Genomic DNA, 22,461 nt, shown 5'->3' with positions numbered 1-22,461 from the left:
AAGCTTAGAGTAATTTAATCTACAGATTTAAAATTTTCAAACGCTTCTTTCGCTTGTTTACTTTGAGGAAACTGATTCACATTATATTCAAAATACTTCTTCGCTAAATCAAATTTCTTTTGTTTGACTAAATAAGTAGCCACTAAATGAATATAGGTTTCTTGCGGTTGAAATGTATAATTTCTTTTCGATGAAAACGCTTTAAATGTATTTTCAATTAGATTTGGTTGGTTTGGAACATCTTTAATATTGATGCGATAACCATCGAACATCCAACGCATAAAATCAATGTTTCCAATCATTGGTACCGATCCGTGTTCTTCGTCTGCATATTGACGGTAAGTATAATTTAACGATTGATTTTTTGAATCGTTAATCAATGAATGAACCGCTTTTATTCCTCCATAATGCTCTTGCAAATGTCCAAAATTTTGACGTTCACCTACTTGGGTAATCATCAAAAAGCGATTTTTAAAATCATTCGATTTTACATTTTGATATAAATTTTTCAATTCAAAATCGTTGAACCAAATACTTGGATCGTGGGCTACATACCCGTTAAAAGTTTCTGGTTGATGATATAGTGTTTTTAAAGCAAAATATCCACCCAAAGAATGCCCAAGCAATAGGCGATAATCTTGTACACGATAATGCTTTTCGATAAATGGAAACAATTCCATTTGGATAAATTGAAGAAAATGCTTGTCGTTATGATGGGTAAAATCTTTGGTACGATCACCATTTTTATTGGTTATTCCGACAACAATCGATTCGGGCATTTCTTGGTAATGTCCTTTTTGAAATTTATTGACAATTCCTGTTAAAAACGTAAATTGATCCTCAGCATCCAAAACATAAATAACCGGATATTTCGCGGGATGCAATCTTGTGTCGGAATAGGAAGCAGGCAGATTAATCCATATTTCTCTTTCAGTTCCAAGAATTTTGGATTGAATTTTCTGAATCTCACCAATCGTAACTTTTTCTTGTGCAAAGGTCAATTGACTGATAAATAAAACAATTAAATAAAGTAGTTTTTTCACTATGTTGATTTTTCTTTAAAATTAATTATTTAGAATCAATCTAAAGAATGATTTTACACATAAAAAAAACGACCTCATCAGAAGCCGTTTTAAAGTTATTATGAATACTCTTCGATAGATTCAGACTCACAATTTAATTATGTAAAAATATTCCATTTCAATCCCACTTGGAATTTGAAAGCGCGGTATGGAACACCTGGTGCAGAAAAATAATTTGGTTCTTTAGAAAACATTGAATTCAAATGTTCCGCACGAATATAAAAACGCATATTTTGTACTTTAAAATTCAAGAAAGCATCAATAATAGGAAAGTTTCCAATTTCTTGAATATTCTCTTGATCCTGAAGCATCATTTCACCAATGATTGGATTATAGCGTAAGGCGTCATATTTCGTAAAATACGATCCGTTAAGACCTGCTTGTACTTCTGCTTTACCCTCAAAAATTTTACCTTGCCAATATAAGGTTTCACGTAACATAAAATCAGGCAATGGCATATATCGCTCATTCTTCGTTACGTTTTGGTATTGCAGTGTAGAAACTAAGTGAAAGTTTTTAGCAAACTTCAAATGGTTCGCAAATTTTAATTTGAAATAATTAATGTTATCATCCAATTGCTTCGGTAAATAATCCGAATCAACGTACACATAATGATCTAAGTTATGTACTGCAGCCTCAACTGAAGTATTGATTTTATCAAACGATAATATCCCATAAATTTTTTGAGAATTTTCTTTTGCAAAATCATTCAGATAATTATAATCCGCATAGAAACTTTGATTATAAATCATATTTAGCGATGGCATATTTGATTGTGCTAATATACCCGCCGTTAACGTATAACCTGCTACCGGTTGAATGTCCAATGCAGCATCCAAGTTGTACAATCCATTGTATTGACTACCTTGCAATAATTCTGCATTCGCTCTTAATTTCACTTTTTCATTCCAATCGAAATTCAATTGACCTACCACCCCAAAAAGACTTTCGGACCATTTGGTTGGCAATGGTTGAACTGTAATCTCGGGATTATTATTTACCAATAATTCATCTACACCAATGGATACATTCTGAAATTTAATCCCTGCTTCAATGGCTAAACGATCATTCCATTGAAATCCAGCAGTGGTAATATTACTGAAGTTTTTTGAAAATTTATAATCCGTATTGTAGCTCCCTATTACAGGAGAAGTAAAGTATTCTGGTGTTTGTTGTTCAAAACGTAATTTCTGCTTCTCGTAAGAAATTGTATTTTTCAATTGAATGGGATGATACACCGAAGAATCAGTTGGATTGATACGTTTTAAAATACCGTAAGATCCCGTTAAATGCACACGACGTGCATCAAATTCTGAACGCGCATTTTGCAAATTCATTTTGATGTTTCTCACATTCGATAAACGACGATCGTCTTGATATATAAAATCATAAATATCTTGTACACCACCATTCTCCGAATTTAAAAATTTCTGAGAAGCCCAATGCCCTTGAATTTTTAAACGTTCATTCTTGGATTTAAAATTGGTCGAAAATACAAAGGAATTGTTTTTACTTGCTTCTTGTGCAAATCGTCCTTCAGAATTTAAACCACGATAGTGTAAAGTATAGTTGAATTGTTTGCTAATATTATGCGAAAACGTCGTTGACAGAAAATTTCCTTCCTTGACTCCTGCTTCATAAATAAATTCGGTATAAGGTGTTTTAACATCATAATATTTAATATCATCAACGCCGTAGTAATTATACTTTTTACCGTGAGGAAGTAAAGCAATGGCAAATGGCTTATCTTGCAATTCGAGATCCACCACTACTGATCCACTATTTGGAAAAATCATTTTACCAAATAAATCTCGCTTCAGAAAATTCTGATTATAATAGTTCTTTATCGATAAAGTCGTATCGATAATTGACGTTTTAGAATTTTCAGTCCAATATTGATAATCCTGAATTTTAGTTTTAAAAATCTGGATGGAATCATTGGTTGTATTTCCCTTTAAAGGTTTTAAAGATTTGGTTTGTATTGAGTCGCTAGATTGTGCATTAACCCAAGCTGCGAAACTCAATAAAGACATGAAAAAATACTTCTTCATAAAATTGTTATAACAATACAAAAGTAATGCAAAATATGAGAGAACAAAAAAACCCACTCGCATGGAGTGGGTTAAAATTTATATAATTTTAGTTGGACTTATTGCCAGTCTGGATATTGTTTGATTTCTGGTACCATATCACGTTCTGTTAATGGCATTGGGAAAACAAAAATTCGATCATTTGCCGGAACATCACAACGACCTGCTCCACAATTTGTCACTTTATCGAAACCTAAGTTATTACGTTTTAAATCATAAAAACGATGACCTTCTCCAATAAATTCTTTTTGTTTCTCTAATAAGATTCCTTCTAAAACATTTCCTTCATTATATACAGCAGAGCTTCCACGAGACGCTACATATTCATTTAGTAATGTTACAGCTTGACCTTTTTGTCCAGCTTTCGCTAAAGCTTCCATCTGAACAAATAATGCCTCTGTCATACGGAACACTTTTATATTTCCAGCATAATTATTATTCGCATTATCCACAATCACATAACGAGGATACTTACGTAACCAAACCCCTTTTGGATCATCTGTGTTTGGGGTACCTGCTGTATTAAACAATGCACGACGAACATCTGAAGTCTCGAACGAATTATAAAATGATAAACGTGCTAATAACGATCGATGTGCTCCTGTATTAGAATAAAAAGCTGCTGGGTGAGAGTTGATTCCTAATGTATTTACTAACGTTTGTTCAATCTCCCAAATGGTTTCATTCTGATCTTCATGTTTTGTAACTTCATTAGCCGTAAAATAATCGTATAATTGACTTGATTCAATCATTTCGAAATTTGCTGGTGAATTGTACAAGACTTCAGAAGCCAATTGCGCAGCTCGTTCATAATCTCCAGCTTTACCTCTTGTTAATAACACTTTGGATAAAATAAATTTTCCCGCTGTTGGAGATAAATAAGATTTAGATGCACGGCTTGATGGAGACATCTCAGTAATACCTTCTTCAAGATCTTTAACAATCTGATCATACACTTCTTCAACAGTTGCGCGACCTTTATTATCATAAATGTTATAGATTCCTAACTTTAAAGGCACACCATATTCTTGATGCATTCCTGAAGTTGGATTAGGAGCAAATAATTGCATTAAATAGAAATATGATAAACCTCTAATAATTTTTGCTTCCCCTTGAAGACTTTTGACTTGATCCGTTTCTGGTAAATTTTGCTCATTAATTACAAAGTTTACACGTTGAATCGCTGTATATAATCCTTGGTATTGACCAAAGGATGTATCACCAATCCATGACAATGCATTTTCTGTTTGGTAATATCCATCATTTGTTTGAGAAACAAAGATATTGTCAGAGATTAAATCACCATAAATCAATAAATTGGCTCCGAAATTTGTAGAAGAAGCTAAAGATGTATAACCTCCAACAACAAAACGCTCCATCTGCTCAACATTTTTAAGACCATCTGTTGGTTCAAAAACATCACCAATTAAAGGACGCTCATCCAATCTTTCCTCATCACAAGAATAGAAAAATGGTACTAATGCTAAAACTGCTATTTTAAATAAATTCTTTCCTTTCATAATAAAATCATTAATTGTGTGAATTAGAAATCAATTTGGAATCCTAAAGAGATTGATTTCATAATTGGAGAGGTATAATCATATAAACCTTTTCCTGCCCAACCTCCATAAGCATTTGAATTTGATTCTGGGTCAAAAGTCAAGTCTTTATCGAAAGTATATAACCATAAGTTAACCCCCTTCATATAGATAGTTAAGTTATCAATACCCGTTTGCTTTTTAAATTTATCTCCAAACGAATAAGCAACACGAGCTTCTTTTAAACGGATATGATCACCATCTCTCATCCAACGAGAAGATAATAAATTCGATTGAGAAGCATTTCCTGCTAACTGAATAGGGTTTTTTGCATCTTTATTGTCTGGTGTCCAAGAATCATATAACGCATCTGTTGTTTGGTTATAGTTTAATGAAGTTCCATCACCTAACACATAATTTTGCCACATGTTATGAACAGCATATTCAAATTGTCCTGTGAAGAATACACTTAATGAAATTCCTTTGTAAGCAAATTCACTTTTAATACCTGCTGTATATTTTGGGAATGGTGAAATACCTTGCCACACACGTTTTGCTTGACCTTTATCTGTTGTCGTAGCCGTACGCGTTTCATCTGTATAGTATAACGCAGCACCCGTCTCGCGATCTACACCAGCCCATGTATAAGTGTAATATTCTCCAATTTCATGACCTTCTCCTAAGGCTCTAATTCCGTTCCCTGAAGCAGCAATAATTTGATCCGGATTATCTGAGAATTTTTCTAGAATATTCTTGTTGTACGCAAAGTTTCCATAAAGGTTCCAACGGAACTCTTTATTGATTGGTTTTGCATTAATCGTCATTTCTACCCCTTTGTTCGAAATTTCCCCAATGTTAGTTAAATAACTTCCTGGAGTACCATTTTGTGGAGCAATTACACCATTATAAATTGCATCTACCGTTCGTTTATGGTACACATCAACACCGAAAACTAATTTATTTTCAATAAATCCTAAATCTGCTCCAACGTTCCATTGTTTCGAAATCTCCCATGATAAATTTGGATCTCCAGCTGTACCAATGTACTCACTTGAAGTATTATCACCATATAAACCTAACGATGAAATTGAGTAAGCATTATATTGAGATCCCCAGTTATCTGCGTAAGGAATATTACCAATTTCACCATAATTTGCTCTTAACATGAAAGTTGATAAAACTTTAGGTGCAAATAATTCTTTTGCTAAATTATAACTACCTCCAACAGACCAGAAAACTCCTGATTTATTATTGATTCCTAACGTTGAATTGGCATCATGTCTTAATTGAGCAGATAATGTGAATTTAGTATTATAGATATAGTTTAAACGAGAAAAATACGAAATCTGAGTCCATTTATAAAAACTATCAGAAGTTCCTAATCTTTCTTTTCCATACGATAAGTAAGGTCTCGGTTCTTCTAAATCAGAAACCGTTGCATAATATCCATTGTATTTATGCTCTTGGTATTCTACCCCAGCCCATGCAGATAAATCGTGCATATCATTGAAAACGTTACGATAAGAAACCGAGTTTTGCCAGTTCCAGTCAAATACATTGGTAGCAGCCTTAGAAACCATACCATTGTAATTTAGACCATCACCCATCGTTGGTCCCCAATATTCCTTTTCGTCTAATTTTTGGAATTGCGCTCCAAATAATGTATATAAATAGAAGTTTTTAGCAAATTGCCATTCTCCATTGATCGAACCTAAATAGGTTTGAATTCCTCCTTTTAAGAAATCTGTATTTTGTAAAGCTACTGGATTGAAGTTATCATTACCAGGCCCTAAAGCTAATTGGTTGTATGAACCATCAGCGTTGTAGATTGGACGCGTTGGCGAAATAGCCCATGATTGTAACCAAGGATTACGGAAAGCTCCACCATCACTAACAGATGTTCTTTCAACATTTGTAAAGTTTAAGCTAATCCCTAAATTTAATTTATCCTCAATTTTATGTTCAAGTGCTGTATTCACACTTAAACGATCAAATTTTGAATTTAATACTAATGGTTTGTTTTCATAGAATGATCCTCCAATACGGAAAGATGTATTTTCTGAACCTCCAGAAGCAGAGAAATTGTACGTACGAACAGAAGCTGTTTTTCGCATGACAGCAGATTGCCAATCGGTATCCGTTACTCCATCATAATTTAAGTAAGAATCTCTAAAGTAAGTTGTAGCTGCTTCTCTGCTGGCATAAGCACCCGTATTGAAATAGGCTAAACCTCCCCATTGGATATACTCGTCCGCATTCATCCAGTTTTGCTTATCATAAGCAATGGATTGCATCGCCATATCCGAAGATAAATTAAATCGTGTTTTAGATCCATATTTACCTTTTTTCGTTTTAACGACGATTACACCGTTTGCACCACGTGCTCCATATAAAGCCGTAGCCGATGCATCTTTTAAAACTGTTACATCTTCAATCATATTTGGATCAATTGAGGCAATTGGATTCCAAGATTCCATTAATCCTGCATTATCTGAACCTTTACCTACAACCACTCCATCAATAACATATAATGGATTTGGAGTACCAATGATGGATCCAACCCCACGAATTGTAATGATATTTGTTGACCCTGGATCTCCTGAATTCGTTGAGAATACTAAACCGGCTACACGACCATTTAAAACCTCATCAATCGATGCAGTTGGAGCTAATTCAAAATCCTCCTTTTTAATGATATCGTATGCTCCTACTTTTTGAGAAGCGTCCATTTTAATCCCTCCAACCAAATTAACTGTTCCTAAATTAATTTCATCTTTTGGATTTTGGAATTTAATTTCACCGATATGGTTTGAAGCAACTTTAATGACTTTCTCCTCCCCATTAATATCAATTACTTTTAACGTATCACCAATTTTTGCATCGATTGAAAATGCACCCGACTCATCGGTCAAAACTGTTGCACCAGTTCTTTCTAATATAACTTCTGCTGCCTCTAATGGGAATCCATTAGAGTCCTTAATTACCCCTGTGATTTGCGCATAGGCCATACCACCCATTAGGAATAATGATAATACGCCTAATGACGTAAGTTTTTTCCTCATTTGTTAATTTTTTAGTGCTAATTATGACAAATATGTATAATTTAACAGAAATTAACAAATTTTAATTCAGAAAAATCATTAAACGCAATAAACATTTAACATTATAAACGAAAAAAGGGATTCTTTTAAGAATCCCTTTTTAAGTTTTTATGTATCAGAACATTTTAAAATGTATACGTCGTTCCGTCTTTACCATCTTTTAATTGGATGCCTAAAGCAGCTAACTGATCACGTATTTGGTCAGATAACGCCCAGTTTTTATCTGTACGTGCTTGAACTCGCATATCAATTAACATTTTGATGACTCCATCTAATTTTTCTGTATTTGCATTACCATCTTCTTCATTTTGAATTCCTAAAACTTCAAAAACAAATCCTTTGATGGTTGTCGCTAACACTTCTAAATCTTCTGCAGTAATCGTCTCAGAACCATCTTTGATTGAATTAATCATTTTAACCCCATCAAATAAATGCGCAATTAAAATTGGCGTATTAAAATCATCGTCCATGGCAGCATACAACTTAGTTGCCCACTCTTGAATATTTACTGAAGATGTAGCACTTGTCGTTAAACCTTCTAATGTTTTAATTGCTTCCATTAAACGATTGTATCCTTTCTCTGAAGCCAATAACGCATCATTAGAAAAATCTAACATTGAGCGGTAATGCGCTTGCATCATAAAGAAACGAATCACCATCGGAGAGAAACCTTTCTCGAAGAAATCATTATCCCCTGTGATTAATTCGTTTGGTAAAATGGTATTTCCTGTCGATTTCGACATCTTTTGTCCATTCAAGGTTAACATATTGGCGTGTAACCAATATTTTACAGGCGAATGACCATAAGCACCTTTGGCTTGTGCAATCTCACATTCGTGATGAGGGAATTTTAAATCCATTCCTCCTCCGTGGATATCAAACTGTTCTCCTAAATATTTTGTCGACATTACCGTACACTCTAAGTGCCATCCTGGGAAACCATCTCCCCAAGGTGAAGGCCAACGCATAATGTGCTCTGGTAATGCTTTTTTCCATAACGCGAAATCTTGAGGATTACGTTTTTCATCTTGCCCATCTAAAGTTCTTGTATTTGCAAATAACTCTTCGATGTTACGGTTGGATAAAACACCATAATCACCACCTTCTTCGTTGTATTTTTTGACATCAAAATACACAGAACCATTGGACTCGTAAGCTAATCCTTTGGCAATTAAATCTTGCGTAATTTCAATTTGCTCTACAATGTGTCCCGTTGCAGTAGGTTCGACATTTGGTGGAAAGTTGTTGAATTTTCTTAAAACTTCGTGGAAATCTACGGTATATTTTTGTACAATTTCCATCGGTTCTAATTTCTCTAAACGTGCTTTTTTAGAGATTTTATCTTCATCTGTATCGTCTAATAAATGCCCCACATCCGTGATATTACGAACGTAACGCACTTTGTACCCTAAAAATTGAAGGTAACGATAAATCATATCGAAAGACATAAAAGTACGCACGTTTCCTAAGTGAACATTGCTGTAAACCGTAGGTCCACAAACATACATCCCAACGTAATCTTTGTTAATTGGCTCGAATGTCTCTTTTTGTCCCGATAAGGAATTGTGTACTTTTAATTGATGTTCTTTTACCATCTTTTCGATTTTATGTTTTGATTCTTATACTTGAAAAGGTGTTTTCATCCCGATATAGGCAATAAACTCTTTTCTTAATTGCTCATCATCTTTAAATGCTCCACCAAACTCTGCTGTAACAGTGCTTGATTCGATATCTTTAATACCACGAGAATTCACACATAAGTGTTTTGCATCGATAATACATGCCACATCATCCGTACCTAAAGCTTCTTGCATCGCTTTTACAATTTGCATTGTTAGACGCTCTTGTACTTGAGGACGTTTAGCATAATATTCTACAATACGATTCATTTTTGATAATCCGATTACTTTTCCTTTCGAAATGTAACCTACGTGAGCACGACCTACAATTGGCAAGAAGTGGTGTTCGCACGTGGAATAAACGACGATATCCTTCTCAACCAACATTTGGTTGTAGTTATATTTATTGTCGAAAGTAGACATACCTGGCTTACGCTCTGGTAATAATCCTCCAAAAATCTCTTTCACGAACATCTTCGCTACACGTTTTGGTGTCCCTTTCAAACTATCATCTGTTAAATCTAAACCTAAAGTTTCCATGATGTGACGGAAATCCGATTCAATCATAGCAACTTTTTCTTCTACTGACAACTCAAATGCATCGTCTCTTAAAGGAGTCTCTAAGTTCGCTGACATGTGGTCGTCTCCTATCTCGTCATGAAGATGTTTATCACACATTACTTTAAAATTTTAGCAAATTTATAAAAGTTGAGGAGATAAAACCTTATCTCATGTCAATTATTAGCTCTATTTCAATAGTATATTTTAAACAATCCGAGAAAAGTTTATCTTTGGTTGAACGCAAACTACCATAAATGAAAACAAAAACTCTAGGAGTAGACTTTATTTCTTTCGAAGATTTTAAAGCAATTCAAGCTGGAAATAACCAAATTTTACTGACAGAACAAAGCAAAGCTCAACTCTCCACTTCACAACAAAATGTAGCTAAAATCGTAGCTTCTGGTCAAACCGTTTACGGCATCAATACTGGTTTTGGACCTTTATGCGACACCAAAATATCCGAAGAAGAAACCAGAAAATTACAACATAACTTATTAATCAGCCATGCCGTTGGGGTCGGAAATCCAATTAAAAAGGAATTATCCAAGACCATGTTAGTAGCCAAAGCACACGCATTAGCCAAAGGTTATTCGGGTGTAACCTTAGAAGTCGTGGAACGAATTCTATTAATGGTGGAGAAAGATATTATCCCCGTTGTCCCTGAAAAAGGTTCAGTTGGTGCCTCTGGAGATTTAGCGCCTCTATCTCATTTATTTTTGCCTCTGATTGGAGAAGGTAAAGTATGGGAAGGAGACAAAATTATTTCAACGAAAGAAGCTTTAGCCAAACACAATTTACAACCCCTACATTTATCGGCTAAAGAAGGTTTAGGATTAATCAATGGAACTCAATTCATCTTATCACACGCCTTACACGGCTTAAAGAAATTTGAATATTTATTAAACTTAGCGGATGTCGTGGGTGCTTTATCCTTAGAAGCTTACGAAGGTTCTCCAAGTCCGTTCAAAGCCGAATTACACGAAATTCGTGCGTTCAAAGGAACGGTTTTGGTTGCCGAACGTATGCGAAAATTATTAGAAGGCTCGGGCATTGCTCATTCACATATCAATTGTGGACGTGTCCAAGATCCTTATTCGTTACGATGCATTCCCCAAGTACATGGCGCATCAAGAAATGCCTTTTTCCATTTACAAGAATTAGCTGAAATCGAATTGAATTCAGTAACCGATAATCCGATTGTCATTTCAGATGAAGAAGCGATTTCAGGCGGAAACTTCCACGGGCAACCATTAGCCATGGCGTTAGATTATGCAACTGTTGCCGCTTCTGAATTAGGAAATATCTCCGATCGTCGCCAATATTTATTAATCGAAGGAAAATACGGTTTACCCAAATTATTAACGGAAAGCTCTGGTTTAAATTCAGGATTTATGATTCCGCAATACACTTCTGCGGCTTTATGTACAGAAAACAAAACCTTATGTTTCCCTGCTTCTGCCGATAGTATTCCAACTTCTTTAGGACAAGAAGACCACGTTTCGATGGGAAGTATATCAGGACGAAAATTCAATCAAGTGTTAGATAATGTGGAACGTATTTTAGCCATCGAGTTAATGTATGCGTGTCAAGGATTAGAATTTAGAAGACCAAAACAAAGCAGTCCCTATTTAGAACAAGTTTTTGCAGCAGTACGCGAAGTTTGTCCAAAATTAGAAGATGATCGTTTGATTGGTGAGGATATGAATAATATTATTGACTTGTTACAAACCGAGGAGTTTCAAGAATTAATCATGAAGTTTTAAAATTAAAAGCTATCATCCTTGTCAAGGTTTAAAACTTTGACAAGGATTTTAAAACAAATAAAGAGGATAGAATAGAAAATGGATATCAGAACATTACCTATCGAAGCGGATAAATTTTACCATATTTATAATAGAGGAATCAATGGTGAAATCATATTTAAATCAGAAAGGAATTATGATTTTTTCATTCAAAAATTAAATCAGTATCTCACACAAGTAGCTGACATTTATGCTTATTGTTTATTACCGAATCATTTTCATCTGTTAGTAAAAATTAAGTCATTAAATGAATTAACTAGCCTTGTCAAGGTTCAAAACCTTGACAAGGCTGCATCTAAAGGTTTACATTCTCCTCGAAATATATTTTCAAAACAATTTTCTAAAATTTTTAATTCTTACACACAAGCATTTAACAAAGAAAATAAAAGACATGGTGCTTTAATAGAATCACCTTTTAAAAGAAAAGCAATTAGCTCAGAGGAATATCTTAAAAACGTAATCATTTATATTCATCGAAACCCTCAGTCACATGATTTGATCGACAATTTTAGAGAGTATAAATATTCTTCTTATGGGAAAATTCTAAACCATGCGGAAAATTTAATTCATGTTAATAAATTAATTAAACTTTTTGATGATAAGGAGAATTTTATAAGTAGTCACAATAAAGAAACGGATTATAATCCTTGTCAAGGTTTGGAACCTTGACAAGGATGTTTCACAAATTAACAACCTAAATATATTTCAGCTTCACATCACCAATAAAAATAACTATGTTTCGATTTCAACTTAAATCACTTTTAATCGCCATATTCATCTTCATTTTAGAAGTAATTATTGCGCTTTACATACACGATCAAATTATCCGTCCTTATGTCGGTGATATTTTAGTAGTTATTCTAATCTATTATTTCATCAAAGCATTTTTAACCCTAAAACCTTTATACATCGCAATCTTTACGTTGATATTGGCTTTTACCGTTGAAACTTTACAATATTTTAAATTCATCGAAATCATCGGATTACAACATTCAACTTTAGCAAAGGTATTGATCGGAACATCTTTTTCGTGGATCGATATGCTTTGTTACATCATTGGATTTGGATGTTTATTCGTGATGGATAAAGATTTAAGAAGAAACATGTCAAGCTGATTTTAGTTCAGCTTCACATTAAGAAGTTGAGATTCTAAAACATTCTGATCAACATAAAATCGTAAAACTTAAAACGATTAACGTAGAACTTAAAACCACATAAAAATGACATTTCAAGAACAAATAAAACAAGGAATTCCAGTCGAACTTCCTGCAAAAAAAGCATATAATCCAAATGTAAGTCACGCCCCAAAACGCAAAGAAATCTTATCAGAAGAGGAGAAAAAATTAGCCTTAAAAAATGCCTTACGTTATTTCGAACCTCAACATCATGCCGAATTAATTCCTGAATTCAAGGAAGAATTAGAGAAATATGGTCGCATTTACATGTACCGTTTCAAACCAGATTATGAGATTTACGCACGTCCAATCGAGGATTATCCCGGAAATTCTCAGCAAGCGAAAGCGATTCAATTAATGATTCAGAATAATTTAGATCCTGCGGTCGCTCAACATCCGGATGAATTAATTACCTACGGTGGAAATGGTGCCGTATTCCAAAACTGGGCACAGTATTTATTAACGATGAAGTATTTGTCGGAAATGACCGATGAACAAACGTTGGTCATGTATTCGGGTCATCCGATGGGTTTATTTCCATCCCATAAAAATGCACCACGTGTAGTGGTTACAAATGGTATGGTGATTCCGAATTATTCGAAACCGGATGATTGGGAAAAAATGAATGCTTTAGGCGTTTCTCAATACGGTCAAATGACGGCCGGAAGTTACATGTACATCGGGCCACAAGGAATTGTACACGGAACAACGATTACAGTTTTAAATGGTTGTCGTAAAATTGATGACCAAGGAACGGCAGGGAAATTATTTGTTACTGCAGGTTTAGGTGGAATGTCAGGTGCACAACCAAAAGCTGGGAACATTGCGGGAGTAGTTTCAGTAACGGCTGAAGTCAATCCGGCAGCTACGTGGAAACGTCACGAACAAGGTTGGGTCGATGAAGTGATATCGGATTTGGATGAATTGGTCAAACGTGTTCGCGAAGCCAAAGAAAAGAACGAAGTCGTTTCAATCGCTTACGATGGTAATGTCGTTGAAGTTTGGGAGAAATTCGATGAAGAAAATGTATACATCGATTTAGGATCCGATCAAACTTCTTTGCATAATCCTTGGGCTGGTGGTTATTATCCTGTAGGATTAAGTTTTGAAGAAGCGAACGAAATGATGGCAAATGATCCAGAATTGTTCAAACAGAAAGTTCAAGAATCGTTACGTCGTCATGCAGAAGCCGTAAATAAACATACTGCGAAAGGAACCTACTTCTTCGATTATGGCAATGCGTTCTTATTAGAAGCCTCTCGTGCTGGAGCGGATGTGATGGCCGAAAACGGCATCGATTTTAAATACCCTTCGTATGTACAAGACATTATGGGACCAATGTGTTTCGATTATGGGTTTGGGCCTTTCCGTTGGGTATGTACTTCAGGAAAAACAGAAGATCTACAAAAAACAGATGAAATTGCTTGTCAAGTATTAGAAGAAATCATGCAGCATTCGCCTGAAGAAATCCAACAACAGATGCAAGATAACATCACATGGATTAAAGGGGCACAACAAAATAAATTAGTCGTAGGATCACAAGCACGTATATTATATGCCGATGCCGAGGGTCGAATCAAAATTGCCAAAGCATTTAATGATGCGATTGCCAATGGTGAAATTGGACCTGTTGTCTTAGGTCGAGATCACCACGATGTTTCGGGAACAGATTCTCCTTTCCGCGAAACCTCCAACATTTACGATGGATCGAAATTCACAGCCGATATGGCGATTCACAATGTGATTGGTGATAGTTTCCGAGGAGCTACTTGGGTTTCGATTCACAATGGTGGCGGCGTTGGTTGGGGCGAAGTGATCAACGGGGGATTCGGAATGTTATTGGACGGATCTTCAGATGCAGAACAACGTCTAAAATCAATGTTACATTGGGACGTGAACAATGGAATTGCGCGCCGTTCATGGGCAAGAAACGAAGAAGCTATTTTTGCTATCAAACGTGCCATGGAAGAAGAACCTTTACTAAAGGTAACTTTACCGAATATGGTAAATGAAGAATTACTTTAAATCAAATCAAAAAACCACTTCTATCGAAGTGGTTTTTTGATTTATAATACAATATTAAGAACTAAACTGTTCTATCAACACATTCGTCAAGCAGAAATGAGGGCTTCTATTCTTTGATATGAAGAAGGTAAAAAATAATGAAAGACGAGACAATGCATAGTGTAACACCGAAGAAAGACCGAACAAACCTCCTTGCTCAGGCATCTCTCAGGGATTTATCACGTGGTAATCATGCCGTAGAAGGCGGCATAGAAGATTTATAAATCAGATGCTAAAAGGAAGATTTTGAGCGGATTCACACTCTGTGACAAAGATAAAAAATATTCCATTTCAGTGGGATGGTTTTCACTTCAAAAAACATTTTTAAATAATCCATTGACCTACATCAATTCATTCACACACAACTTCTTATCCTACATCAAGACTAACCTTAGCAAGCGATCGTAAATTTGTGAAACAAAAAAGAAATACGTTTTTAACATCAAATTTTCAGCTATGAACACAAAAAATATAGAAGCCGTAATTGCACCAAGAACACCTCATTTTGTAGGCGATGGATTTAGAGTTCACAACTTTATTCCAGGGAATAATTTAACGATGCGAAGAATGGATCCCTTCATTATGATGGATTATAATTCTAAATTTAATTTCCCAGCGACAGACATTCCAAAAGGAGTTGGCGTTCATCCTCACCGAGGATTTGAAACCGTAACCATTGCCTATCAAGGAAGTGTTTCTCATCACGACAGTGCGGGCGGAGGTGGCACAATTCACCAAGGCGATGTACAATGGATGACAGCTGCATCAGGTGTTTTACACAAAGAATATCACGCAGAAGAATTTTACAAAAAAGGCGGAATCTTTCAAATGGTTCAGCTTTGGGTCAATCTTCCTGCAAAAGATAAAATGAGTGCCCCAAAATATCAAGCCATCGAACATCAAAATATTCCGATTGTTGAAGTGGAAAAGGGATGGGTAGAAGTGATTGCCGGTGAATATCAAAATGTAAAAGGAAGCGCAAGCACATTTTCTCCTGTACATATGCAAAATGCGAAATTAAATACAGGCGGAAAAGCTGAATTTAGTTTCCCTGCTCATTATAATACATTAGCTTTGGTCATCGAAGGAACCATAAAAGTGAATGGTGATACAACTGTACCAACCGATCATATGGTTTTGTTTGGGAATGTTGGACAAGAATTTACCATTGAAGCAATGGAAGATCAGACCGTGGTATTCATTTTGAGTGGAGAACCATTAAACGAACCTATTGCTTCTTATGGACCATTTGTGATGAATACACAAGAAGAAATCCGTGAAGCTTTCGAAGATTATAACAACGGTAAGTTTGGAACTTTAGATTAATCAATCAACAATATAAAAAACAATGGAATTTGTAAAAACAGATGACGGAAAACGTGGAATGGTTCAAGCAATGGACGGTTCAACAGAGGCGGGTGCAATGACATATACTTGGGCCGGTTCAGACAAAATTATTATCGATCACACTCACGTGGATGAAGCATACGGTGGACAAGGGGTTGGTAAACACATTTTAGAAAACATTTTGGATTGGGTAAGAACCGAAAATGTAAAAGTGATTCCATTATGTCCGTTTGCCAAGGCACAATTTGACAAGAACGAAAGCTTTAGAGACGTATTGGCATAATTATATATCCGATCTTTTGAGATCGGATTTTTTATGATTATAAATAGACTTTAAACAGAAAAATATTATTTAATCAAACTGCATATTTATACGTTAATAATTTATACATTCAATTGAACTTCCGATAATTTTTCCCTAAAAAGTATTATTAATTGAAATAAATTTTATTCTTATTGAAATTCAATACCATAGAGTTAAAATTTTTTGCTTTATGTGTCTCTAGTCAATAAATTTGCATCAGAATTATTTCTATTGAATACTCGTAATGTAAATATCGTAATGAAGTGGAACTGCATGCATTCTTGTCTGACTGAATGAAGTGGTTCGATACATTATATCCTATAATTTAGCCTCTCATTCGTTACGTCTTGAGGGGCTTTTTTCGTATTAATCTAATGATTGAATTAAAAAATATTAATAAAAAATTTAAAACTTCAACCCAAACCATTACGGCTTTGGATGATGTTTCATTAACCATAGATGAAGGAAAAATTTTTGGTGTCATTGGACAATCTGGTGCTGGGAAAAGCACCTTGATTCGTTGCATCAATTTATTAGAAACGCCTGATTCAGGAGAAGTTTGGGTAAATGGTGTTGATTTAACTTCTTTGGCGCAAGCGAAATTAACATTAGAACGAAGAAAAATTGGAATGATCTTTCAACATTTCAATTTATTATCTTCTCGTACGATTTTTCAGAATGTGGCTTTTCCGTTAGAATTAACAGGCGCTACGAAAAGTGAAATCCAATCGAAAGTCAATGAATTATTGGAATTGGTTGGAATTCTAGATAAAGCCAACGAATACCCTGCCAACTTATCGGGAGGTCAAAAACAACGGGTAGCCATTGCTCGTGCTTTAGCCAGTAATCCATCGGTTTTATTGTGTGATGAAGCAACAAGTGCGTTGGACCCATCCACAACGAAATCAATTTTAAACTTATTGAAAGAAATCAATCAACGTTTAAATATTACGATTGTATTAATTACCCACGAAATGGAGGTAATCAACGCCATCTGTGATGAGGTTGCGGTGATGAAGAATGGAAAAGTTGTAGAACATGGTTCTGTTGAAACGATTTTCACGAATCCAAAAGAGCAAATCACTCACGATTTCATCAAAAAATCATTGGATATTGAATTGCCTTCTGTGTTTAAATCAAAACTTGAAAATGATGCAACAGCTGATTCAGCAGTGATTTATAAAATTAGTTTTAGCAACCAACCGAATTATAATTCGACAATTGCTGAAATTAAAAATCAATATCAGTTCACGCCCGAAGTCATTACTTCTCGTATCGAATATGCTGGAAGTATTAATTACGGAACGATGTTCATTAAAATTGATCAAATCAACAACCAAGAAGCAACCATCGAAAACTATTTCAAAAACAATCAGTTTAACATCGAAAAAATAGGCTATGTCAGAATCAATCATTAATCTTTTAGTGAAAGGAACGTGGGAAACGATTGTCATGACGTTTGTCGCTGGATTTTTCGGTTTCGTCATCGGATTACCTTTAGGAATTATTTTGTTTTTAACGCGCAAAGGACAATTCTTAGAACATAAAATCGTGAATCAAACCTTATCCTTTTTCGTAAATGTGTTCCGTTCGATTCCATTCATCATCTTAATTGTTTGGATGATTCCCTTTACACGTGCCATCGTCGGCTCATCCATCGGAATGGCTGCGGCATTAGTTCCTTTAAGTGTAGGAGCAGCTCCATTTATTGCTCGATTAGTTGAAAATAGTTTATTGGAAATTCCGGAAGGCTTAATTGAAGCAGCTCGCGCAATGGGCGCTAAACCCATGCAAATTATTACGAAAGTATTATTACCTGAAGCTTTACCTTCTTTGATCAATGCTGCAACCATTACCTTAATTACTTTGGTGGGCTATTCTGCCATGGGTGGTGCAGTTGGTGCCGGAGGTTTAGGACAAATCGGTTATCAATATGGATATGTTGGTTATGATACTTTAATCATGAATGTGGTTTTAGTTTTATTAATCATTATCGTTTTTATCATCCAATTTACGGGTGATTTCTTATCAAAAAAATTCAATCATAAATAAAAATATATCGAATGAAAAAGTCAATCATAAAGTCCGTTTTAGCAGGAATTTCGTTTTTAACGATTTTTGCTTGTGGCGAAAAAAAGAATGATGGAACCGGAGCACTAAAAGTAGGTGTAATGGCTGGCCCTGAATATGCGTTAGCGGAAACAGCGCAAAAAGTGGCGAAAGAAAAGTACAATTTAGATGTTGAATTGGTTTCGTTCAACGATTATATCGTACCAAATGAAGCATTAAATAACGGGGATATTGATGCCAATGCTTACCAAACGCAACCCTTCATCGATTCGCAATCAGAACAACGTGGGTATAAATTCGCAGCCATCGGTAATACCTTCGTTTACCCTATCGTCGGTTATTCAAAGAAAATTAAATCGTTAAATGATTTAAAAGATGGAAGCACCATTGCCATTCCGAATGATGCACCAAACGGGGGACGTTCCTTAATTTTATTAAACAAATTAGGGTTGATTCAATTAAAAGAAGGAGTTGGTTTATTCCCTAAATTAACAGACATCGTTGCTAATCCTAAGCAATTAGACATTATCGAATTAGAAGCACCTCAATTAACTCGTGTTTTAGACGACGAAAAAGTTGTCATCGCGGTAATCAATAACAATTTCGCGGGACAAGCGGGATTAGATGCGACAAAAGATGGGGTATTTACAGAAGATAAAGAATCGCCTTATATGAATTTGGTTGTTTCCAGAGAAGACAACAAAAACGATCCTCGCATCAAGCAATTTTTACAAGCATACCAATCGGAAGCGGTTGAACAAAAAGCAAAAGAAATTTTTAAAGATGGAGCCATCAAAGGATGGTAATTCATATTCATATACTATTGAAAGCAATCCTAAGGATTGCTTTTTTTATGGGCCTTATTTTCGTTTCTTAACGTATATCAATGCAATCTATTCCGTGTTGTTGTACTTTTGAATTGTGGATCGAAAAAAATTTTTAAAATTGTTAGCAGTAGCCCCATTAGTCGGAAGTGCGATGAGCCTTCAAGAATTAGGTCAATTCACCGATACATTAGGTGAAACTGACGAAATGCCTGTTTTATTTTTAGGACATGGAAGTCCAATGATTGCCATTGAGGAAAATCAGTTTGTAACCGGTTTTCGTGATATTGTTCAAAAAATTCCTACTCCTAAAGCCATTTTGTGTGTCTCGGCCCATTGGGAAACGAGAGGTACTTTCGTCACTGCAATGACAACTCCTCCAACCATTCACGATTTTGGAGGATTTCCACAAGCCTTACACGATGTGCAATATCCAGCAGCGGGTGATCCGGCATTGGCACAAGAAATTAAGAATTTAGTTCAATCAACAGAAGTGGGATTGGATGTTGAATGGGGATTGGATCACGGGGCTTGGACGGTGATTAAACATATGTATCCTGAGGCGAATATTCCGATTGTGGAATTTAGCTTGGATTACAGAAGAACACCAGAACAGCATTATCAATTGGCTCAAGAATTAAAAGCCTTACGCAAGAAAGGGGTTTTAATTATTGGAAGTGGAAATATTGTGCATAACCTACGTGCTGTAGCTTGGAATCGCATCAATGATACCTTTGGCTTCGATTGGGCACTTGAAGCTAATAATATTGTGAAAACTGCAATTATGGAGAGAAATCACAAACCTTTGATGAATCCATTCGAGCAAGGACAAGCTTTCCAATTGGCTATTCCAACTCCAGAACATTATTTGCCTTTATTATACGCTTTAGCTTTACAAGGAAACAAAGACGAAATTGCGTTTTTCAACGACGAACCAGTTGCTGGTTCATTATCGATGACATCGGTCTATATCGGACAAAACATATGATTCTTTTAATCCATTAATTGGTGTTAACAAAAAAAGTAGAATAGCTAAAGCTATTCTACTTTTTTATTTTTTCAACCCTCTAAAAAGGGCAAAAGCTATAATTAAAAATAATCCTATTAAAATTAAGTAACCAATAATTCCGACATTAAATGTAACCTCTACTTCTCCAAAATTATTCATCTGTAAACGGTTTAATATCCTTCTGCTTTGTCATCTCCACGTGGATCTGCACCTGCTTGATACGTTCCATCCGCATTCACTAATATCCCTTCTACTCGACCATACGGTTGGCGATCTTTTAATTCGTACCCTTTAATTTTTAAAGAATTTCTCACTTCATTTGAGATAGCATTTGGTTCAACATCGATGCGATCCGGTAACCATTGGTGATGAAAACGTGGTGCAGCAACAGCTTCTTGCATCGTCATTCCAAACTCTAATACATTTAAAATCGTTTGAAAAACCGAAGTAATAATCGTTGATCCACCTGGTGTTCCAACCACCATGTATAATTTTCCATCTTTTTCTAAAATGGATGGCGACATTGAACTTAACATACGTTTAGCAGGTGCAATTGCATTGGCTTTACCGCCTACTAAACCATATAAATTTGGCGTACCTGGTTTTACTGAGAAATCATCCATTTCATTGTTCAATAAGAATCCAGCACCATCTACCACGACCAAAGATCCATAAGAACCGTTTAGAGTTGTCGTTACTGAAACAGCATTTCCGTCTTTATCTACAATTGAATAATGTGTGGTTTCCATCGATTCTTTTCCAATGATTTCTCCTGCCTTAATCTCTGAACTTTTAGAAGCACGCTCGAAAGAGAAATCATTCATTCGATTCACATTGTACGCTTTATTCAATAATTGCGCTTGGGGCACATGAATAAAATCAGGATCTCCTAAATGCTCTGCACGATCGGCATATACACGACGTTCGGCTTCGACCATCACTTGAACCGATTTTTCGGATTGAAATCCCCATTCTTTTAATGGATATTTTTCAACGGATTGAAATAATGAAATTAATGCTATTCCCCCACTGGATGGCGGTGGCATTGAAATAACTTTATATCCTTTGTATTCTCCTGAAACAGGTGTTCTCCACACCGATTGGTAGTTTTTTAAATCTTTTTTGGAAATGATCCCGTTTCCACGCTTCATTTCTTTTACAATCAAATTTGCTACTCGACCTTCATAAAAACCTTTACAGCCTTTTTGTTGAATTAGTTTTAACGTATTGGCTAAATCGGATTGAACAAAAAGATCCCCTTTTTTCCAGTTATTTTTTAGAGTAAAAGGATTCGAAGATGGGTTATATTTTTTGAAGTTTTCAAACTTTTCGTTTAATTCATCGGCCTGCATTTGAGTAATGGGAAAACCTTTTGCCGCTAAATCAATTGCAGGTTGAAGCAATTCATTCCAACTTAATTTTCCATATTTCTGATGCGCTTTAACCATTCCATCTACTGTTCCTGGAACTCCTGCCGCTAACTGACCGTATAAACTAAGTTCTGTAATGACATTTCCATCCTCTCCCCAATACATATCTTCCTTGGCTGCTAAAGGAGCTTTTTCACGGTAATCTAAAGCATCAATATTTCCTTTATGATCACGATAAACCAAGAATCCTCCGCCACCAATGTTTCCTGCATTGGGATACACCACTGCCAAAGCAAATTGTACGGCAACAGATGCATCGATAGCATTCCCTCCATTTTTTAGAATATCTACTCCGACTTTTGAAGCTTCGGGATGAGCAGATACGACGACACCATTTTTATAATTGGTTTGTGCAAATCCTTGAATTGCGATTAAAATAAATAATAGTAAAAAGTTTCCTTTTTTCATTTCATGTGTATTTAAAACAAAAGTAAGTTTTAAAATC

The 22,461-nt window shown here is 35.3% G+C and carries 17 protein-coding genes; 10 read left to right on the top strand and 7 right to left on the bottom strand.

The window, feature by feature from the left end; translation table 11 throughout:
* Nucleotides 1-14 precede the first annotated feature (14 nt).
* The 6 genes from AC1QSP_RS11700 to folE all read right to left on the bottom strand — a co-directional run bounded on the left by AC1QSP_RS11700 (nt 15) and on the right by folE (nt 10,108).
* A complete protein-coding gene (locus AC1QSP_RS11700; protein ID WP_484078848.1) occupies nt 15-1,043 on the bottom strand; it encodes an alpha/beta hydrolase in 1,029 nt (342 codons plus the stop codon).
* Nucleotides 1,044-1,180: 137 nt separating this feature from the next.
* Nucleotides 1,181-3,133, bottom strand: coding sequence for a putative porin (locus AC1QSP_RS11695; protein ID WP_484078847.1), 1,953 nt, complete (start codon nt 3,131-3,133; stop codon nt 1,181-1,183).
* Between the two features lie 98 nt (nt 3,134-3,231).
* Nucleotides 3,232-4,692 (bottom strand): RagB/SusD family nutrient uptake outer membrane protein, encoded by a 1,461-nt coding sequence (locus tag AC1QSP_RS11690; protein WP_484078846.1) that lies wholly within the window; start codon nt 4,690-4,692, stop codon nt 3,232-3,234.
* A 23-nt stretch (nt 4,693-4,715) separates the two neighbouring features.
* Nucleotides 4,716-7,772: a SusC/RagA family TonB-linked outer membrane protein gene (locus AC1QSP_RS11685; RefSeq protein ID WP_484078845.1), complete on the bottom strand. Its 3,057-nt coding sequence runs from the start codon at nt 7,770-7,772 to the stop codon at nt 4,716-4,718.
* 164 nt (nt 7,773-7,936) lie between these two features.
* Nucleotides 7,937-9,406: a cysteine--tRNA ligase gene (gene cysS / locus AC1QSP_RS11680; protein WP_484078844.1), complete on the bottom strand. Its 1,470-nt coding sequence runs from the start codon at nt 9,404-9,406 to the stop codon at nt 7,937-7,939.
* 24 nt (nt 9,407-9,430) lie between these two features.
* Nucleotides 9,431-10,108 (bottom strand): GTP cyclohydrolase I FolE, encoded by a 678-nt coding sequence (gene folE / locus AC1QSP_RS11675; RefSeq protein ID WP_484078843.1) that lies wholly within the window; start codon nt 10,106-10,108, stop codon nt 9,431-9,433.
* Between the two features lie 137 nt (nt 10,109-10,245).
* On the opposite strand from folE, the gene hutH reads away from it, so the two are divergent.
* The 10 genes from hutH (at nt 10,246) to ygiD (ending at nt 20,565) form a co-directional block, all read left to right on the top strand.
* Nucleotides 10,246-11,754, top strand: coding sequence for a histidine ammonia-lyase (gene hutH, locus AC1QSP_RS11670; protein WP_484078842.1), 1,509 nt, complete (start codon nt 10,246-10,248; stop codon nt 11,752-11,754).
* A 78-nt stretch (nt 11,755-11,832) separates the two neighbouring features.
* Nucleotides 11,833-12,462: a transposase gene (locus tag AC1QSP_RS11665; protein ID WP_484078841.1), complete on the top strand. Its 630-nt coding sequence runs from the start codon at nt 11,833-11,835 to the stop codon at nt 12,460-12,462.
* A 65-nt stretch (nt 12,463-12,527) separates the two neighbouring features.
* A complete protein-coding gene (locus AC1QSP_RS11660) occupies nt 12,528-12,908 on the top strand; it encodes a ribosomal maturation YjgA family protein (protein ID WP_484078840.1) in 381 nt (126 codons plus the stop codon).
* 105 nt (nt 12,909-13,013) lie between these two features.
* Entirely contained in the window at nt 13,014-14,993 is a 1,980-nt protein-coding gene (locus AC1QSP_RS11655) for a urocanate hydratase (RefSeq protein WP_484078839.1), read from the top strand.
* Between the two features lie 495 nt (nt 14,994-15,488).
* Nucleotides 15,489-16,358: a pirin family protein gene (locus tag AC1QSP_RS11650; protein WP_484078838.1), complete on the top strand. Its 870-nt coding sequence runs from the start codon at nt 15,489-15,491 to the stop codon at nt 16,356-16,358.
* Nucleotides 16,359-16,380: 22 nt separating this feature from the next.
* Nucleotides 16,381-16,662 (top strand): GNAT family N-acetyltransferase, encoded by a 282-nt coding sequence (locus tag AC1QSP_RS11645; protein WP_484078837.1) that lies wholly within the window; start codon nt 16,381-16,383, stop codon nt 16,660-16,662.
* A gap of 395 nt (nt 16,663-17,057) precedes the next feature.
* Nucleotides 17,058-18,101 carry a methionine ABC transporter ATP-binding protein gene (locus AC1QSP_RS11640; RefSeq protein WP_484078836.1) on the top strand — a complete coding sequence of 348 codons (1,044 nt, stop codon included), beginning with the start codon at nt 17,058-17,060 and terminating at the stop codon, nt 18,099-18,101.
* Nucleotides 18,082-18,735: a methionine ABC transporter permease MetI gene (metI, locus tag AC1QSP_RS11635; RefSeq protein ID WP_484078835.1), complete on the top strand. Its 654-nt coding sequence runs from the start codon at nt 18,082-18,084 to the stop codon at nt 18,733-18,735. The genes AC1QSP_RS11640 and metI overlap by 20 nt, the downstream gene beginning before the upstream one ends.
* Before the next feature lie 11 nt (nt 18,736-18,746).
* On the top strand, nt 18,747-19,559 hold the full coding sequence (gene metQ, locus AC1QSP_RS11630) for a methionine ABC transporter substrate-binding lipoprotein MetQ (protein ID WP_484078834.1): 813 nt from the start codon (nt 18,747-18,749) through the stop codon (nt 19,557-19,559).
* 172 nt (nt 19,560-19,731) lie between these two features.
* Nucleotides 19,732-20,565: a 4,5-DOPA-extradiol-dioxygenase gene (gene ygiD / locus AC1QSP_RS11625; protein ID WP_484080406.1), complete on the top strand. Its 834-nt coding sequence runs from the start codon at nt 19,732-19,734 to the stop codon at nt 20,563-20,565.
* A gap of 191 nt (nt 20,566-20,756) precedes the next feature.
* Here the strand turns inward: ygiD and ggt are convergent, their stop codons facing one another.
* Nucleotides 20,757-22,424: a gamma-glutamyltransferase gene (gene ggt / locus AC1QSP_RS11620; protein ID WP_484078833.1), complete on the bottom strand. Its 1,668-nt coding sequence runs from the start codon at nt 22,422-22,424 to the stop codon at nt 20,757-20,759.
* Between the last annotated feature and the right edge of the window lie 37 nt (nt 22,425-22,461).

Source organism: Faecalibacter sp., from assembly GCF_057177045.1.
This window is presented reverse-complemented; position numbering and strand designations above follow the sequence as displayed.

Bases quoted from the DNA above. Each gene is read 5' to 3' on its own strand.
- AC1QSP_RS11645 (WP_484078837.1), top strand. From the start codon at position 16,381: ATGGAATTTGTAAAAACAGATGACGGAAAACGTGGAATGGTTCAAGCA.
- ggt (WP_484078833.1), bottom strand. From the start codon at position 22,424: ATGAAAAAAGGAAACTTTTTACTATTATTTATTTTAATCGCAATTCAA.
- AC1QSP_RS11665 (WP_484078841.1), top strand. From the start codon at position 11,833: ATGGATATCAGAACATTACCTATCGAAGCGGATAAATTTTACCATATT.
- metQ (WP_484078834.1), top strand. From the start codon at position 18,747: ATGAAAAAGTCAATCATAAAGTCCGTTTTAGCAGGAATTTCGTTTTTA.
- cysS (WP_484078844.1), bottom strand. From the start codon at position 9,406: ATGGTAAAAGAACATCAATTAAAAGTACACAATTCCTTATCGGGACAA.
- AC1QSP_RS11685 (WP_484078845.1), bottom strand. From the start codon at position 7,772: ATGAGGAAAAAACTTACGTCATTAGGCGTATTATCATTATTCCTAATG.
- metI (WP_484078835.1), top strand. From the start codon at position 18,082: ATGTCAGAATCAATCATTAATCTTTTAGTGAAAGGAACGTGGGAAACG.
- AC1QSP_RS11650 (WP_484078838.1), top strand. From the start codon at position 15,489: ATGAACACAAAAAATATAGAAGCCGTAATTGCACCAAGAACACCTCAT.
- AC1QSP_RS11660 (WP_484078840.1), top strand. From the start codon at position 12,528: ATGTTTCGATTTCAACTTAAATCACTTTTAATCGCCATATTCATCTTC.
- AC1QSP_RS11695 (WP_484078847.1), bottom strand. From the start codon at position 3,133: ATGAAGAAGTATTTTTTCATGTCTTTATTGAGTTTCGCAGCTTGGGTT.
- folE (WP_484078843.1), bottom strand. From the start codon at position 10,108: ATGTGTGATAAACATCTTCATGACGAGATAGGAGACGACCACATGTCA.
- AC1QSP_RS11640 (WP_484078836.1), top strand. From the start codon at position 17,058: ATGATTGAATTAAAAAATATTAATAAAAAATTTAAAACTTCAACCCAA.
- AC1QSP_RS11655 (WP_484078839.1), top strand. From the start codon at position 13,014: ATGACATTTCAAGAACAAATAAAACAAGGAATTCCAGTCGAACTTCCT.
- ygiD (WP_484080406.1), top strand. From the start codon at position 19,732: ATGAGCCTTCAAGAATTAGGTCAATTCACCGATACATTAGGTGAAACT.
- AC1QSP_RS11690 (WP_484078846.1), bottom strand. From the start codon at position 4,692: ATGAAAGGAAAGAATTTATTTAAAATAGCAGTTTTAGCATTAGTACCA.
- hutH (WP_484078842.1), top strand. From the start codon at position 10,246: ATGAAAACAAAAACTCTAGGAGTAGACTTTATTTCTTTCGAAGATTTT.